Genomic DNA, 16,399 nt, shown 5'->3' with positions numbered 1-16,399 from the left:
TCAGTGGCCGCCGCTAGCCTCTGCCACATGCCCGCCCGTATCACCGATCCCGATCAGCTCAAGGAGCTCCTCGGCATCCCGTTCACCCCGGAGCAGACGGCCTGCATCGTCGCGCCGCCCGCCCCGCAGGTGATCGTGGCCGGTGCGGGCTCGGGCAAGACGACGGTGATGGCGGCCCGCGTGGTCTGGCTGGTCGGCACCGGCCAGGTCGCCCCCGAGCAGGTCCTCGGCCTGACGTTCACCAACAAGGCCGCCGGTGAACTCGCCGAGCGCGTCCGCAAGGCGCTGATCAAGGCGGGCGTCACCGACCCCGACGTCATCGACCCGGACGACCCACCGGGCGAGCCGGTCATCTCGACGTACCACGCGTTCGCGGGCCGCCTGCTCACCGACCACGGCCTGCGCATCGGTCTCGAACCGACGTCCCGCCTCCTGGCCGACGCCACCCGCTACCAGCTCGCCGCGCGCGTGCTGCGCGAAGCCCCCGGCCCCTACCCGGCGCTGACCCGCTCCTTCCCGGACCTCGTCGGCGACCTCCTCACCCTCGACGCCGAGCTCGCCGAACACCTCGTACGACCGGAGGCCCTGCGGGCGTACGACGCCGAGCTGCTGCTCGCCCTCCAGGGCGCCAAGCTCACCAACGCGGACCTGCGCAAGGTCCCCGAAGCGGCCGCCGCCCGGCGTGAACTGGCCGAGCTGGTGGGCCGCTACCGGGCCGCGAAGCGCGAGCGCGACCTGCTCGACTTCGGCGACCAGATCGCCCTGTCCGCCGAGCTCGCCCGGATCCCCGAGGTGGGTCGCGTCCTGCGCGACGAGTTCCGGGTCGTCCTGCTCGACGAGTACCAGGACACGTCGGTCGCCCAGCGCATCCTCCTGGCGGGCCTCTTCGGGGGCGGCACCGGCCACCCCGTGACCGCGGTCGGCGACCCCTGCCAGGCGATCTACGGCTGGCGCGGCGCCTCCGTCGCCAACCTCGACGACTTCCCCGAGCACTTCGCCCACGCCGACGGCAGCCGGGCCACCCGCCAGTCGCTCAGCGAGAACCGCCGCAGCGGCGGCCGCCTCCTCGATCTCGCCAACGGCCTCGCCGAGCCGCTGCGGGCCATGCACGCGGGCGTGGAGGCCCTCCGCCCGGCACCCGGTGCCGAACGCGACGGCGTGGTGCGCTGCGCACTGCTGCGCACCCACGCCGAGGAGATCGACTGGATCGCCGACTCGGTCGCCCACCTCGTGAACACGGGCAAGGCGCCCGGCGAGGTCGCCGTCCTGTGCCGTACGGCGACCGACTTCGCCGAGATCCAGGGCGCCTTGGTCGCCAGGGACGTCCCCGTCGAGGTCGTCGGCCTCTCCGGGCTGCTGCACCTGCCCGAGGTCGCCGACCTCGTCGCCGTCTGCGAAGTCCTCCAGGACCCCGGCGCCAACGCCTCCCTAGTCCGTCTGCTGACCGGCCCGCGCTGGCGCATCGGCCCCCGTGACCTCGCCCTCCTGGGGCGCCGCGCCCGTCTGCTGGTGTCCCACGCGCGCGTGGACGCGGGCGACGACCGGGACCGCCGACTCGCGGAGGCCGTCGAAGGGGTCGACCCGTCCGAGGTGATATCGCTCGCGGACGCGCTGGACACGTTCGTGGAGCTGCCCTTCGCCACCGAGCGCGAGGAGGACGGTCTGCCGTTCTCGCCGGACGCGCGCGTGCGGTTCGCGCGGCTGGCCACCGAACTGCGCGACCTGCGCCGCTCGCTCTCGGATCCGCTGATGGACGTGCTGCACCGCGTCCTCGCGGTCACGGGCCTCGAAGTGGAGCTGTCGGCGTCCCCGCACGCCCTGGCCGCCCGCCGGCGCGAGACCCTGTCCAACTTCCTGGACGTCGCCGCCTCCTTCGCCGCGGGCGACGGGGAGGCCACCCTGCTGGCCTTCCTCGGCTTCCTGCGCACCGCCGCCCAGTACGAGAAGGGCCTCGACAACGCCCTGCCCGGCGGCGAGAACACCGTCAAGGTGCTCACCGCGCACAAGTCCAAGGGCTTGGAATGGGACGTCGTCGCCGTCCCCGGCCTGGTCACCGGTACCTTCCCCAGCACCCAGGGCCGCGAGAAGTGGACCGCCCAGGGCAAGGTGCTGCCGCACGAACTGCGCGGCGACGCCGCCACCCTGCCCGAGGTCGAGGCCTGGGACTCGCGCGCCCTGAAGGCCTTCCAGGAGGCCATGAAGGACCACCAGCACACCGAGGAACTCCGCCTCGGCTACGTCACCTTCACCCGCCCCCGCTCTCTCCTCCTCGGCTCGGGCCACTGGTGGGGCCCCGCCCAGAAGAAGCCCCGCGGCCCCTCCGACTTCCTCCAGGCCCTCCACGACCACTGCGCGGCCGGACACGGCGAGATCGAGGCCTGGGCCGAGGAGCCCGCCGAGGACGAGGAGAACCCGGCCCTGCACCGGGCCACCGACGACCAGGTGTGGCCGCTGCCCCTGGACGACGCGTCCCTGGCCCGCCGCCGCGCCGCCGCCGAGACGGTCCTGGCCCACCTGGAGCACCTCGCCTCCCGCGCGGACGCCCACGACCCGGACGACTACGAGGACCCCGACTGGCCACCCCCGCCCGAGGACGACGAAGCCCCCTACGAGGAGGAGCCCTCCTCCGAGGACGACCCGGACGACCCGGCCGACTGGGACTCCTGGACCACGGACCGTCCCTCGGTCCCGCACCAGGCGACCGCCCCGGAACCCCAGGCGCAGTCCCCACGGGCGCTCCCACACCCCACGGACCGGGAACCCTTCCCCCGGGAACCCGACCCCTTCACCCCGGAGGAAGCCCGCACCCTCGCCTCCTGGGACCGCGACCTCGACGCCCTCACCGGCGAGCTCCTGCGCGCGCGGCAGGCCGTCACCGACGTACCCCTGCCTGCCTCGCTCACCGTCTCCCAGCTGATGCGCCTGGCCGAGGACCCCGACGGATTCGCGCAGGAACTCGCGCGCCCCATGCCGCGCCCCCCGCAACCGTCCGCGCGCCGGGGCACCCGGTTCCACGCCTGGGTGGAAGCCCGCTTCGAAGAGCTGACGCTGCCCATGCTCGACCCGGAGGAGCTGCCCGGCAGCGAGGCCGACATCGCCGACGACCGCGACCTGGAGTCCCTCAAGGAGGCGTTCGAACGCACCGAGTACGCCCACCGCACGCCGTACCGCGTGGAGGCACCGTTCCAGCTCGCCATCGCGGGCCGGGTGGTCCGGGGGCGTATCGACGCCGTCTACCGGCAGGACGACGGCGGGACGCCGTCGTACGAGATCGTCGACTGGAAGACCAGCCGCGACGGTACGTCCGACCCCCTGCAACTCGCCCTCTACCGGCTCGGCTGGGCCGAGCAGCAGGGAGTGCCCCTGGAGTCGGTCACGGCGGCGTTCGTGTTCGTGCGCACCGGCGAGGTCGTACGGCCGGACGGTCTGCCCGGGCGCGGAACACTGGAGCGATTGCTTCTGGAGGGCTCCTCCGCGCAAGCAAACTGTGAGGAACCGCCCACCGAGGATGTCGGTGCGGGCCGATAGGCTCGTGACCATGAGCCTGACCCCGGACAGCGCCGTCCGTACGTACATCGAGCAGCACCGCACCGCCTTCCTCGACGACCTCGCCGAGTGGCTGCGCATCCCCTCCGTGTCGGCCCAGCCCGACCACGCGCCCGATGTACGCCGCAGCGCCGACTGGCTCGCCGCCAAACTCACCGAGACCGGCTTCCCGACCACCGAGGTCTGGCCGACCCCGGGCGCCCCCGCCGTCTTCGCGGAGTGGCCCTCCGACGTCCCCGGCGCTCCCACGGTCCTGGTCTACGGCCACCACGACGTACAGCCCGCCGCCCTGGCGGACGGCTGGGACAGTGAGCCCTTCGAACCCGTCGTCCGCGACAACCGCCTCTACGCGCGCGGGGCGGCCGACGACAAGGGCCAGGTGTTCTTCCACACACTCGGCGTCCGCGCCCACCTCGCCGCCACCGGCCGCACGGCCCCCGCCGTCAACCTCAAGCTGCTCATCGAGGGCGAGGAGGAGTCCGGTTCGCCGCACTTCCGCGCCCTCGTCGAGGAGCACGCGGAGCGCCTGGCCGCCGACGCCGTGATCGTCTCCGACACCGGCATGTGGTCCGAGGACACCCCCACCGTCTGCACCGGCATGCGGGGCCTCGCCGAGTGCGAGATCCAGCTGTACGGCCCCGACCAGGACATCCACTCCGGTTCCTTCGGCGGTGCCGTGCCCAACCCGGCGACCGCCGTGGCCCGCCTGGTCGCCGCGCTGCACGACGAGCACGCACGCGTGGCCGTCCCCGGCTTCTACGACGGCATCGTCGAACTCACCGACCGCGAGCGCGCCCTCCTCGCCGAACTGCCCTTCGACGAGGACCAGTGGCTGCGCACCGCCAGGTCGTACGCCACCCAGGGCGAGGCCGGGCACACCACCCTGGAGCGCATCTGGGCTCGCCCCACCGCCGAGGTCAACGGCATCGGCGGCGGCTACCAGGGAGCCGGCAGCAAGACCGTCATCCCGGCCTCCGCCATGGTGAAGCTCTCCTTCCGGCTCGTCGCCGGACAGGAACCCGACCACGTCGAGAAGGTCGTCCGCGCGTGGGCCGCCACCCAGGTGCCCGCCGGGATCCGCTGCGAGATCACCTTCAGCGGCGGCACGCGCCCGTGTCTGACCCCGCTGGACCACCCGGCCCTTGAGTCCGTCGTCCGCGCGATGGGCCGCGCCTTCGAGAAGCCCGTCCGCTTCACCCGCGAGGGAGGGTCGGGGCCGGCGGCCGACCTCCAGGAGGTCCTGGGCGCCCCCGTGCTCTTCCTCGGCATCTCCGTCCCGTCCGACGGCTGGCACGCGCCCAACGAGAAGGTCGAACTGGATCTCCTCCTCAAGGGCGTCGAGACCACCGCGTACCTGTGGGGCGACCTGGCGGAGCACTGGCGCCATGTGCCCTGAACCTCGACCGTCCCGCCGAACCGCCCGCCGAAACAATCCGTTCCACCGGGGGAGTTGGAAGCACCCGTGACCACCTGGACCGACCACACCGCCGACCGACCCATCTCGCTCACCGCCCCCAGCGGCATCGACCGGGCAGCCCACCACCGGCTCGACGAGGCCTGGCTCGCGGCGGCCTGGAGCCACCCCACGACCCGCTGCTTCGTGGTCTCCGGCGGTCAGGTCCTCATCGACGAGACGGCCGAGGGCCGCACCGAACTCGTCATGACGCCCGCCTTCGAGGCCCCGCTCACCGAGGCCCACCGCTACTTCCTCGGCATCGACGAGGACGGCGTCAGCTACTTCGCCCTCCAGAAGGACACCCTGCCCGGCCGTATCGACCAGTCGGCCCGTCCGGCGGGCCTGCGGGAGGCGGGCCTGCTGCTGTCGCCGCGCGAGGCGGGCCTCATGGTCCACGCCGTCGGACTGGAGAACTGGCAGCGCACCCACCGCTTCTGCTCCCGCTGCGGCGAGCGCACCGTCATCGCCGCCGCCGGGCACATCCGCCGCTGCCAGGCCTGCGGCGCCGAGCACTACCCGCGTACCGACCCCGCCGTGATCATGGCCGTCACCGACGAGGACGACCGCATCCTGCTCGGCCGCCAGGTCCACTGGCCCGAGGGCCGCTTCTCGACGCTCGCCGGCTTCGTCGAGCCCGGCGAGTCCATCGAGCAGGCGGTGCGCCGGGAGGTCTTCGAGGAGGCAGGCGTCTCCGTCGGCCAGGTCGAGTACGTCGCCAGCCAGCCCTGGCCGTTCCCGTCCAGCCTCATGCTCGGCTTCCTGGCCCGCGCCACCTCCACCGAGATCAACGTCGACGGCGACGAGATCAGCGAGGCCCGCTGGTTCTCCCGCGACGAACTGGGCGCCGCCTTCGACTCCGGCGAGGTCCTGCCGCCGTACGGCATCTCGATCGCGGCACGGCTGATCGAGCTCTGGTACGGAAAGCCGCTGCCGACGCGCAGCGTCTGAGCATGCGAAGGGGCCGCTCCCGGCGAGGGGAGCGGCCCCGAAGCGCCGTACGTCCGTCAGGCGGCGATCTTCTGCTTCACCTGAGCCAGAGACGGGTTCGTGAGCGTCGAACCATCGGCGAACAGCACGGTCGGAACCGTCTGGTTTCCGCCATTCGCCTTCTCCACGAACGCGGCGGACGCCGGGTCCTGCTCGATGTTGATCTCGGTGTACGCGATGCCTTCGCGGTCCATCTGCTTCTTCAGCCGCTGGCAGTAACCGCACCACGTGGTGCTGTACATCGTCACAGTGCCCTGCATGTCTCGCGCGCTCCTCTGGTGGCTCGGGGGAAGGGGTCGTCCAGTGGGGGAAACGTACGCGAGCGGGTCACCATTCCCACCCGGGGTATCCCCGCACGTGACGCCTGCCGCATTAGTACGACTGCGAGCCCCTGCCTGTGGACAACCGGCACAGCCGTCTCCGCCGACCTGGCAGCATGGCGGTGTGACAGCAGCAACGCACTCCCCCCTCTTCCCGCAGGTACCGGACTCGGCCGACGCGGTGCTCGAAGGGCTCGACCCCGAGCAGCGCGAGGTGGCCACCGCCCTGCACGGCCCGGTGTGCGTGCTGGCCGGAGCCGGGACCGGCAAGACCCGGGCGATCACCCACCGCATCGCCTACGGCGTGCGCGCCGGCATCCTCCAGCCCTCCAGCGTGCTGGCCGTCACCTTCACCAACCGCGCCGCCGGCGAGATGCGCGGCCGGCTGCGTCAACTCGGCGCGGCCGGGGTCCAGGCCCGTACGTTCCACTCGGCCGCCCTGCGTCAGCTCCAGTACTTCTGGCCGAAAGCCGTCGGTGGCTCCATGCCCCGCCTCGTCGACCGGAAGATCCAGCTCGTCGTCGACGCGGCCGCCGCCTGCCGCATCCGCCTCGACCGCGGTGAGCTGCGGGACGTCACCGCCGAGATCGAGTGGTCCAAGGTCACCCAGACCGTCCCCGGCGACTACGCACTCGCCGCCGCCAAGGCCGGCCGCGAGGCCCCCCGCAACCCGGCCGAGATCGCCCAGCTCTACGCCGCCTACGAGGACCTCAAGCGGGACCGCGCGGTCATCGACTTCGAGGACGTCCTGCTGCTGACGGTGGCCGTCCTCCAGGACCGGCACGACATCGCCGACCAGGTCCGCGCCCAGTACCAGCACTTCGTCGTCGACGAGTACCAGGACGTCAGCCCCCTCCAGCAGCGGCTGCTGGAGCTCTGGCTCGGCGACCGCGACAGCCTGTGCGTGGTCGGCGACGCCAGCCAGACGATCTATTCGTTCACAGGAGCAACTCCCGACCATCTTCTCGACTTCCGCACCCGCCACCCCGGCGCCACCGTCGTCAAGCTGGTCCGCGACTACCGCTCCACCCCCCAGGTCGTCCATCTCGCCAACGGTCTGCTCTCCCAGGCCAGCGGTCGCGCCGCCGACCACCGTCTGGAGCTGGTCTCCCAGCGCGCCCCGGGCCCCGAGCCCGTCTACAGCGAGCACACCGACGAGCCCGCCGAGGCCGAGGGTGCCGCCCGCCGCATCCGCGAACTGCTGGCCGCCGGCGTCCAGGCCGCCGAGATCGCCGTGCTGTTCCGGACGAACGCCCAGTCCGAGACCTACGAGCAGGCGCTCGCCGACGCCGGCATCCCCTACCAGCTGCGGGGTGCCGAGCGGTTCTTCGACCGCCCCGAAGTGCGCAGAGCCATCGTCAACCTGCGCGGCGCGGCCCGCTTCGGCGGCAACGACTCACGGCTGGACGACGCTCCCGACCTGGCCTCCCAGGTGCGGGCCGTCCTCTCCGGCGAGGGCTGGACCGCGCAGCCCCCGGCGGGCTCCGGCGCGGTCAGGGAACGCTGGGAGTCGCTCGCCGCACTGGTGAACCTCGCCCAGGACTTCACCGCCGCCAGAGCCGACGCCACCCTCGCCGACCTGGTCGCCGAGCTCGACGAGCGGGCGAACGCCCAGCACGCCCCGACCGTCCAAGGCGTCACCCTCGCCTCCCTGCACTCGGCCAAGGGCCTGGAGTGGGACGTCGTCTTCCTGGTCGGCGTCGCCGAGGGCATGATGCCGATCACCTACGCAAAGACCGACGAGCAGATCGAGGAGGAGCGCCGCCTCCTCTACGTCGGTGTCACCCGCGCCCGCGAACACCTTCATGTCTCCTGGGCCCTCTCCCGCTCGCCCGGCGGTCGCCCCAACCGCCGCCCCAGCCGCTTCCTCGACGGACTGCGCCCCGGCTCGGCCACGGCCGCGGGGCGGACCGGCGGCGGAGGCCCCGGGGGCGTCGAACGGGGCTTCACGAGCAGTACGGCGGCGGACGTGGTGCCGCGCCGGACCCAGCGCACCCCCGCCCGCTGCCGGGTCTGCGGCCGCACGCTCACCGACGCCGGCGAGATGAAGCTGATGCGCTGCGAGGACTGCCCCTCCGACATGGACGAGGGTCTCTACGAGCGGTTGCGCGAGTGGCGGGGCACCCAGGCGCGGCTCACCGGTCAGCCGGACTTCTGTGTCTTCACGGACCGGACCCTGATGGCCATCGCCGAGACGGAGCCGAGCACTCCGGCCGAGCTGTCGCGCATTCCCGGCGTCCTCAAGCGCAAGCTCGACCGCTACGGAGCCGATGTTCTGGCCATCTGTGCAGGTCAGGGCCCCGGGACGGAAGAAGTTGGGGACTGAGGCGAACTCGTCGAAAAAATAGTTTGCGCATGCCCCGGCAATCCCCATAGGTTCTTAGGCATTGGAACGGAGGCCTTCTCTGAGGGCCCTCTTCCATGCTGTACTTACATACCCGTAGGACTGGCTCACCCCAGTCCCCCCGAGACGCCGAGAGGAGGCGAGTCCAGTGACCAGCATCAACGCCAGCTTCACCGCGAAAATGACCGATCGCTCGGTCGTCGCCTCCCTGTGCATGCTCGCCGTCTCGAACCAGGGCACCGGTCTGTCCGGCATTCGTGTCGCCGGCCCGGCGTCCTCCGTGTCTCTCGCGGGTCTCCCCGTTCGTGAGCGCAATGAGCGACCGACCAAGGCACTGGAAGCAGTAGAGGGACAGGCGCATGCCTATGCCTTTACGGCAGCCGGTGCCGGAAGCCGGAAGCAGGCAACGCAGCACCACCTGATGTGGGCCTTCCGTGGGCCAGAACCCTGGAGTGATCCAGCCTGATCGACTCAGGCCGGCGCCTTCAGGGCCGCGGAACCCCATCCGGGATCCGCGGCCCTTTTGTTTTCCCCTCACCGGGAGAACGAACGAAGGAGCCTCGGGACAAGAAAAGAACCCGGTACCAAGCCGACCACCGGTCCAACAGGGCCGGACCGACCAGACGAGGAAAACCAACCGTGCAACTCGAAGCGCACGCCCCGTCCGTACCGCCTTCAGACGCGATCCCCAAGCCCGGCCTCACGGAGGACTCCACCTTGATCCCGCTCACCGCGCTCACCGCGCTCGACGACGCCATCGAGAACCTCGGCGTACCCGTCCCCTGCCGTTCCTACGACCCGGAGGTCTTCTTCGCCGAGTCGCCGGCCGACGTCGAGTACGCCAAGTCCCTCTGCCGCACCTGCCCGCTGATGGAGGCCTGCCTCGCCGGCGCCAAGGAGCGGCGTGAGCCCTGGGGCGTCTGGGGTGGCGAGCTGTTCGTCCAGGGTGTCGTCGTCGCCCGGAAGCGGCCGCGTGGTCGCCCGCGCAAGAACCCGGTCACGGCATGAACACCATCGCAGGAACGATCGACCGCCCCCTCACGCACGACCCCAAGAAGCAGGCCCCGATGAAGCCGTCCACCACTGAGCCCGCCGGCTCCGCGATTCCAGACTTCACCATCACCGGTGCGACCGACTTGCGCCAGAACAGGACCCGAGAGATGCAACTCCAACCAGAAGCCCTGGCTCGTGCGCATATGCACGAGCGACTGCACGCCGCGCAGCAGGAGCGCCGGGCCGTGAGCCTGGCGGCCGCGCGCCGGATGCAGCGCAGGGCCGAGCGCGCCTCGATGCGCGCCCGCCGTGCGCTCGCCATCGCGGTCATGCAGTGATCACCACCACCTGAAGCGGTGGCCTCCCGGACCCGGGAGGCGAATGCTCCCCGCGGGGGCCGGTCCGTCCGAACGGACCGGCCCCCGCGGTGCGTTGTGCGCCGTTCCGCCAGGCGCGGGGATATCGTCGCGACGTGACGAGTCTTCCCGGCGGCAGTGACGAGGGCGGCTCCGCCCCGGAGCCCGAGCCACTCGTGTGCGCCCGCTGCGGAGTCATCGCCGACGGTCCGCGGCCCACCTGGACCTGCTCCGTGGAGAACGGCGTCCGCGAGTACTTCTGCGACACCTGCTCCAGGGAGAACCTCAGGGCGATCGAGGGGCGGCTGGACTCGGCCTGGTGGTAGGCCCTCGCTCAGCCGCTCGCGTCTCAGCCGTTCATGCCTCCGCCGCGGGCTCCTCGGACGCCTCCTTCGCCGGCACGAATCCCGGCAGCCATGCCTCCAGTTCCTCGCGGAGGCGGACCGTCGCGCCCAGCTGGCACAGGACACCGATCGTGCTGAGCGTCACCCGGTGGATGAGCAGGTACGCCGGCGGGAGGTTGAGCTGCTTGCCCAGCTGGTAGGCGGGGGAGCGGATGTCGGCGATACGGGCCGCCTGACTGCGCATCCAGCCACGGGTGAAGGTGAACTCGTCGACCAGGGCCGGTTCGATGATCGGCCGGAGGTAGTCGAGGACGGCGTCGGGATCGAGGTCTATGGAGTCCTTGACGAAGCCTTCCGCGCGGAGCAGTTCGTAGACGGCCTCCGCCTCGTCACCGAGGGTCATGCGCAAGGAGTCCCCGATGGGCGTGGGCAGGCCGCCCGGGAGACGGTCGACGGTGCCGAAGTCGAGGACGCCCAGACGCCAGTCGTCCTCGCCGTCCGGGCCGCCGGGCAGCAGACGGAAGTTGCCCGGGTGCGGGTCGGCGTGGAGCAGGCCGGTGCGGGCCGGGCCGGAGAACAGGAAGCGGGCCAGGAGCTGGCCGGCGCGGTCGCGCTGCTCCGGGGTGCCGTCCGCGATGATCTCGGACAGCGGGACGCCGTCGATCCACTCGGTGACCAGGACCTGCTCGCACTGGTGGACCACCGCCGGCACCACCACGTCCGGGTCGCCCGCGAACTCCTCGGCGTGGACCTGTTGGGCCTGCGCCTCCAGGCCGTAGTCCAGTTCCTCCGAGACCCGGTCCCGGAGCTCCGCGATCAGCGGCTTGATGTCCATACCGGGAATCAGCGGACCCAACAGACGGGCGAAGCGGCTCAGTTGGTTCAAGTCGGACAAGAGTGCCTCTCCGGCGCCCGGATACTGCACCTTGACCGCGACCTCGCGGCCGTCGTGCCACACCGCCCGATGCACCTGCCCGATCGACGCCGCCGCGGACGGCTTGTCCTCGAACTCCAGGAACAGCTCCTGCCAGTCCTTGCCGAGCCGCTCCTCCAGCACGCCGTGCACGGTCCGCGTCGGCATCGGAGGCGCGGCCTCCTGGAGCTTCGTCAGGGCCGCGCGGTAGGGACCGGCGACCTCCTCGGGCAGCGCCGACTCGAAGACGGACAGGGCCTGGCCGAACTTCATCGCACCGCCCTTGAGCTCGCCGAGCACCTTGAACAGCTGCTCAGCCGTGCGTTGCTGAAGCTCACGGCCGACGATCTCCGCGGACTCCCCGACGATTCTCTTGCCGAGCCCCCAGGTCGCCCGGCCGGCGAAGCCGAGCGGGAGCGCGGCGAGCTTGGCGGTCCGGGTGACCGCCTTCCGGGGAAGATCAGACATGCGCCCTCCAAGTCCCAGCCGGCCGTGTCGACTGCCTAGCGGCGTGGCTCCGTCGACGGCCCTAGTCCCGACATTGTCTCGTGCGACTCCCCGGCATTGGAGGTGTGTTCTGCCTTACCTTTCTCCGCGGCCCCGCAGGGGCATGCGGGGTGCGCCCAGACCGGCCGCGCGTGCCAGTTGAGAGCGGGCAGCGAAACCTCCCACCGGGCACCGGCACTCGACGGCATCCGCCCGTCGAGGAAGGCGAGGGCGTGCGCCGCCGCCAGCCCGGCCACTGTCGTGGCCAGCGCGAGATCGCAGGGCGGCACCTGACGACTCCGCCGGCCACCCGACCGCCACTGCGCGACCAACCGCGGCCACGCCGGGTCCCGGTCGACGCGCCACTCGTGCAGACAGCCCGCGCAACTCGTCTCGCCGGGCAGCACCAGGGGGCCGACGACACCGGTCGCCTCCACGACTCCGGCGTACAGATGGGGCGTACCGGAGTCGACGAAGGAGTCGGCGGGGGCCGGCGCGTGGACCGCGACATCGTCCCTCGGAGCGAGGACCACCAGGGAGTAGCCCGGGTCCTCGGCCCCGGGCGGGGTTCGCGGACCGCGGCGCAGCGGGTTGTCGGGGGCGCAGCGGCGTACGGCGCGCCGGGCGGCCTCGTCCCTGCGGACGCCTACGGACTCGGGAGGCAACCCGCCCGGTGCGACGTCCCATGCCTCGACATGGCCGCCGTCGCGCACGTCGACCTCGCCGATCCCGGCACCCGACAGCAACGAGGCCAGCACCGCGCCGACCCGGCCCGCGCCCCGCACCTGGACGCGCAGGGTGCGACGGGTGGCCAGCAGTTCCATCGCCTCGCCGGCTTCGGACGTGGTCAGGGACAGCGAGGCCAGGTCGGGGCGGAGGCGGTCGAGGACCTTCTTCCTCCTCCTCAGTTCCTCCACCGCCGGGTCGCCGCCCCGCGCGTCGTCGAGGAGCCCGGCCCGCGCGAGTCCCTCCAGCAGCCCGTCGACATGGCCCTCCGGCAGATCCATCCGCTGTCCCTCCGCACGCAACAGCGCCGGACCGCGGGTGCCGTTGAGCAGGTCGAGGAAACTGCCCGTCGCCGTGTCCATCGGGCCCAGCGTCATCGCGTGCGCCGGACTCATCCCGAACTGCACGGTGTTGAGATCACGCCAGCCACGGCGCAGCGCGGGCTTCAACACCGGCACCACCGGGATCCGCACCGGTGCCTTCTTCGAGGTCGGTACCGACGAGACGCTCGACGCAGATACCGGCGAGACGCTCGACGCCGCGACCGGCGAAGTCTTCGACTGCATGACAGGCCCCCGTAGCCCTCGTGGAACAACCCCGTACGCCGCGCCGAGCGCTCCCGGTGGTCGGCCGTGGCTCCGGCGGCGAGTGCCAGCATGCCCGGACGCGGCGGACCGTGCCGAAAGTTGTCCACAGGCGGGGGGTATTCGTCGTACAAATCCAGCGCATGGCGGGGGATCGGAACCGAACCGTCCCGGAGTCGGGACTTCCGCCATGTACAGCGGGTAACGTCGGGGCGTGTCCGCCGACCCACTGCACCGTGCCGGAACACCACAGCGCAGCACGACGAGCCAGCCGCCGAGCGGCTCGGGAGCGACCGCGATCGAGGTGCGCAGGAGCGCTCGTCGACGCCGGACGGTCTCCGCGTACCGCGAGGGCGATCGCACCGTCGTGCTGATCCCTGCCCGGATGTCCGAGGCGGAGGAGCAACGCTGGGTGAGCGTCATGCTCGACAAACTCGCCGCACAGGAGAGCAAGCGGGTGCTCGGCGACGCCGAGCTGGCCGAGCGCGCCGAGCGGCTGTCGGCGCAGTACTTCGACGGGCGGGCCCGGCCCGAGTCCGTGCGCTGGGTCACCAACCAGAACACGCGCTGGGGTTCGTGCACCCCCTCCGAGGGCAGCATCCGCCTCTCGCACCGGCTCCAGGGCATGCCCGAGTACGTCGTCGACTACGTGCTGCTCCATGAGCTGGCGCATCTGCTCGTGCCGGGACACGGGCCGCGTTTCTGGCGGCTCCTGGAGGCGTATCCGCGGACCGAGCGGGCCCGGGGCTATCTCGAAGGGGTGGTCGCCGCCGAGCGGCTGCCGCATGTTCCGGGCGCGCGCGGGGAATGACCCGCGTTCCCGAGCGTGCCCGGGCAGGGGATTGTGTACCGGCTCTGTACCGACTTCGTCCGCTCCCGGAATTTGCCGTTAGCCTGGCGCGACGCACTCGCTTTTGGATGGGGGACGGTCGTTACGCATGGCCAGGGAATTCCAACGCGGCCACAAGGCCAAGGTCAGTGACCTCACCGCGGGCACCGATCTGTACGTAGGCGTGCAGATCACCGGCCCCGGGCTGAGCTTCGACATCAGCTGCTTCGGCCTCGACGCCGACGAACGGCTCTCGGACGACCGGTACTTCGTCTTCTTCAACCAGCCGAAGTCCCCCGAGGAGTCCATTCAGCTCCTGGGCGCCCAGGCGGGTGACACGGAGTCCTTCCGCATCACCCTCGACCGGGTCCCGGCGCAGATCCAGAAGCTGTCGTTCACCGCGACGATCGACGGCGCCGGGCAGATGTCGCAGGTCGCCCCCGGCTACCTCCGGATCGTGGCGGGCGGCGAGGAGGTGGCCCGCTACTCCTTCAACGGCTCGGAGTTCTCCACCGAACGCGCCGTGATGCTGGGCGACTTCTATCTGAAGGACGTCTGGCGCTTCGCCGCGGTCGGACAGGGCTTCGACGGCGGCCTGGAGGCGCTGCTGAAGAACTTCGGCGGCGAGGTCATGGAGGAGGAGACCCCCGCGGCCCCCGCCCCGCAGCAGCCGCAGGCCGGTGCGACCCCCGGGTTCGCCCCGCCCGCCTTCGGCGCCCCCGCCGCTCCCGCCCCGGCCCCGCAGCCCGTCCAGGGCTTCGCGCCGCCGCCCGGAGCGACCCCGCCCCCGGCACCCGCACCGGCCCCCGCGCCGAACGTGCACGCCGCGCCCACCATCGTCGCGCCCCTGACCCCGCCCGGCGGCGCCCCGGTGCCGCCCCCGGCGCCCGCGCCCGCCGCCCCCTACGGCCAGCCGCCGCAGCAGCAGCCGTACGGCCAGGGTGCCCCTGGCCAGACCGCCCCCCTGCCTCCCGGCTACGGCGGCCAGCCCCACGCCCCGCAGGCACCCCACGCCCCGGCCCCGCCGCCCGGCTACGGCCAGCCGACCCCGCCCCCCGGGTACGGTCAGCAGCCCCCGTACGGCCAGGTCCCCGGCCAGCCCGCCCCTTACGGAGCACCCCAGGGCGTCCCGCAGGGCGTGCCCCAGGCCCAGGCGCCCGGAGTCGCCGCCGCGCTCCAGCAGTTCAAGGAGACGCCGACCGGCCAGCGCTGGACGCAGCAGAACAAGAAGATGGTCCGCGTCGACCTGGGCATCGGCGGCCAGCCCGTGCTCGCCCGGCAGGGCAGCATGGTTCTCTACCAGGGCAAGGTCGACTTCAGCTACAAGGGCGCGGGCTTCGCCGGCCGGATCGTGGGCAACGCGACCGGCCAGGAGATGCAGCTCATGCGCTGTACCGGCCAGGGCCAGGTGTTCCTCGCCGAGAACTCCACGATGCTGCACCCCATCGAACTCCAGGGCGACGGCATCTGCGTCTCCGCCGAGAACGTCCTCGCCTTCGACGAGAGCCTCCAGTACGAGGTCCGCCGCGTCGAGGGCCACGGCATCCCCGGCGGCGCGCTGTTCACGATGCAGTTCACCGGCACCGGCACGATCGTCGTGAAGACCCACGGCACGCCCGTGGTCCTCCCGGTCACGCCGACCACCTTCGCCGACGCCAACGCCGTGGTCGCCTGGTCGTCCGCCGCCCAGGTGATCGTCTCCAGCCAGGTGCGGATGCGTCGCAACGCCTACCCCGGCGACACCGGAGAGAGCGTCAACCTCCAGTTCCGGGCCGCTCCCGGCAACTTCATCGTCGTCCAGCCGTACGAGATCTGAGGGAGCCCGTCATGAACCAGCCGCTCGCGGGCTTCGCTCCCGCGCCCGTCGCCGCGCGCATGGAGAACCACGGCAACCACATGCTGAAGGTCGCCATGCAGACGGGGAACGACCTCTTCGCGCGCGTGGGCTCGATGGTCGCCTACGAGGGCTTCGTCCAGTACGAGCCCAACCCGCCCGCCGTCCGCCAGATCGCCAAGGACTGGATGACCGGCGAGGGCGCCCCCCTGATGAAGTGCACCGGCGACGGACTGCTCTACCTCGCCGACTACGGCGCCAACGTCGTCGTCATCAACCTCAACGGCGACGGCATCTCCGTCAACGCCACCAACCTGCTCGCCTTCGACGCGCATCTGACGTGGGGCGTGGAACGGGTCAAGGGCCTGGCCAAGTTCGCCGGACAGGGCCTGTGGAACACCAAGATCTCCGGGCAGGGCTGGGTCGCGCTGACCTCCCGGGGCAAGCCGATCGTCGTCGACTGCGGCGGTGGCGAGGACGAGACGTACGTCGACCCGGACGCGCTCGTCGCCTGGTCGCCCAACCTCAAGGTCAAGGGCAAGCGCAGCTTCAAGGCGCAGTCGCTCATCGGCCGGGGCAGCGGTGAGGCCTACCAGATGGCCTTCTCCGGCCAGGGCATCGTCGTCGTCCAGCCCAGCGAGGACAGCACCGACCGTCTCCGGGTCCGGGGCTGAGGGGGAG

13 protein-coding genes and 1 pseudogene are annotated in these 16,399 nt (G+C 71.8%); 11 read left to right on the top strand and 3 right to left on the bottom strand.

The window, feature by feature from the left end; genetic code table 11:
- Window positions 1–27 precede the first annotated feature (27 nt).
- From ACIHIX_RS01415 to nudC, 3 genes are all read left to right on the top strand, one after another.
- Window positions 28–3,528, top strand: a complete 3,501-nt coding sequence (locus tag ACIHIX_RS01415; protein ID WP_399948509.1) for a UvrD-helicase domain-containing protein — start codon at window positions 28–30, stop codon at window positions 3,526–3,528.
- Window positions 3,529–3,538: 10 nt separating this feature from the next.
- Window positions 3,539–4,942 (top strand): dipeptidase, encoded by a 1,404-nt coding sequence (locus ACIHIX_RS01410; protein ID WP_399948507.1) that lies wholly within the window; start codon window positions 3,539–3,541, stop codon window positions 4,940–4,942.
- A gap of 66 nt (window positions 4,943–5,008) precedes the next feature.
- Window positions 5,009–5,950, top strand: coding sequence for an NAD(+) diphosphatase (gene nudC, locus ACIHIX_RS01405; RefSeq protein ID WP_399948505.1), 942 nt, complete (start codon window positions 5,009–5,011; stop codon window positions 5,948–5,950).
- A gap of 56 nt (window positions 5,951–6,006) precedes the next feature.
- Here the strand turns inward: nudC and ACIHIX_RS01400 are convergent, their stop codons facing one another.
- Entirely contained in the window at window positions 6,007–6,249 is a 243-nt protein-coding gene (locus ACIHIX_RS01400) for a mycoredoxin (protein ID WP_307026129.1), read from the bottom strand.
- 184 nt (window positions 6,250–6,433) lie between these two features.
- Here ACIHIX_RS01400 and ACIHIX_RS01395 point away from each other — a divergent pair, with 184 nt between their 5' ends.
- The 5 genes from ACIHIX_RS01395 to ACIHIX_RS01375 all read left to right on the top strand — a co-directional run bounded on the left by ACIHIX_RS01395 (window position 6,434) and on the right by ACIHIX_RS01375 (window position 10,328).
- Window positions 6,434–8,635, top strand: coding sequence for an ATP-dependent DNA helicase UvrD2 (locus ACIHIX_RS01395; protein WP_399948503.1), 2,202 nt, complete (start codon window positions 6,434–6,436; stop codon window positions 8,633–8,635).
- Window positions 8,636–8,834: 199 nt separating this feature from the next.
- Window positions 8,835–9,119 (top strand): hypothetical protein, encoded by a 285-nt coding sequence (locus tag ACIHIX_RS01390; RefSeq protein WP_079311785.1) that lies wholly within the window; start codon window positions 8,835–8,837, stop codon window positions 9,117–9,119.
- Between the two features lie 173 nt (window positions 9,120–9,292).
- Window positions 9,293–9,661 carry a WhiB family transcriptional regulator gene (locus ACIHIX_RS01385; protein WP_399948501.1) on the top strand — a complete coding sequence of 123 codons (369 nt, stop codon included), beginning with the start codon at window positions 9,293–9,295 and terminating at the stop codon, window positions 9,659–9,661.
- Window positions 9,658–9,984, top strand: a complete 327-nt coding sequence (locus ACIHIX_RS01380; protein ID WP_399948500.1) for a hypothetical protein — start codon at window positions 9,658–9,660, stop codon at window positions 9,982–9,984. Before ACIHIX_RS01385 ends, ACIHIX_RS01380 begins: the two co-directional genes overlap by 4 nt.
- 134 nt (window positions 9,985–10,118) lie before the next feature.
- Window positions 10,119–10,328, top strand: a complete 210-nt coding sequence (locus ACIHIX_RS01375) for a hypothetical protein (protein WP_399948498.1) — start codon at window positions 10,119–10,121, stop codon at window positions 10,326–10,328.
- Window positions 10,329–10,359: 31 nt separating this feature from the next.
- On the opposite strand, the gene ACIHIX_RS01370 is transcribed toward ACIHIX_RS01375, so the two are convergent.
- Complete coding sequence (locus tag ACIHIX_RS01370) at window positions 10,360–11,727, bottom strand: ABC1 kinase family protein (RefSeq protein WP_399948496.1); 1,368 nt, start codon at window positions 11,725–11,727, stop codon at window positions 10,360–10,362.
- Window positions 11,720–12,932: pseudogene (locus tag ACIHIX_RS01365) on the bottom strand (TOMM precursor leader peptide-binding protein). The gene ACIHIX_RS01370 and the pseudogene ACIHIX_RS01365 overlap by 8 nt, the downstream one beginning before the upstream one ends.
- Before the next feature lie 337 nt (window positions 12,933–13,269).
- Here ACIHIX_RS01365 and ACIHIX_RS01360 point away from each other — a divergent pair.
- The 3 genes from ACIHIX_RS01360 to ACIHIX_RS01350 all read left to right on the top strand — a co-directional run bounded on the left by ACIHIX_RS01360 (window position 13,270) and on the right by ACIHIX_RS01350 (window position 16,392).
- Entirely contained in the window at window positions 13,270–13,866 is a 597-nt protein-coding gene (locus ACIHIX_RS01360) for a M48 family metallopeptidase (RefSeq protein WP_399948494.1), read from the top strand.
- 127 nt (window positions 13,867–13,993) lie between these two features.
- Window positions 13,994–15,700, top strand: a complete 1,707-nt coding sequence (locus ACIHIX_RS01355) for a TerD family protein (RefSeq protein ID WP_399948492.1) — start codon at window positions 13,994–13,996, stop codon at window positions 15,698–15,700.
- A gap of 11 nt (window positions 15,701–15,711) precedes the next feature.
- Window positions 15,712–16,392 (top strand): AIM24 family protein, encoded by a 681-nt coding sequence (locus tag ACIHIX_RS01350; RefSeq protein WP_399948490.1) that lies wholly within the window; start codon window positions 15,712–15,714, stop codon window positions 16,390–16,392.
- Window positions 16,393–16,399 lie beyond the last annotated feature (7 nt).

It is taken from the genome of Streptomyces sp. NPDC051913 (assembly GCF_044593635.1).
Lineage (GTDB): Bacteria > Actinomycetota > Actinomycetes > Streptomycetales > Streptomycetaceae > Streptomyces.
Note: the sequence above shows the minus strand (reverse complement) of the source record. Positions and strands in the feature narration are given on the sequence as shown.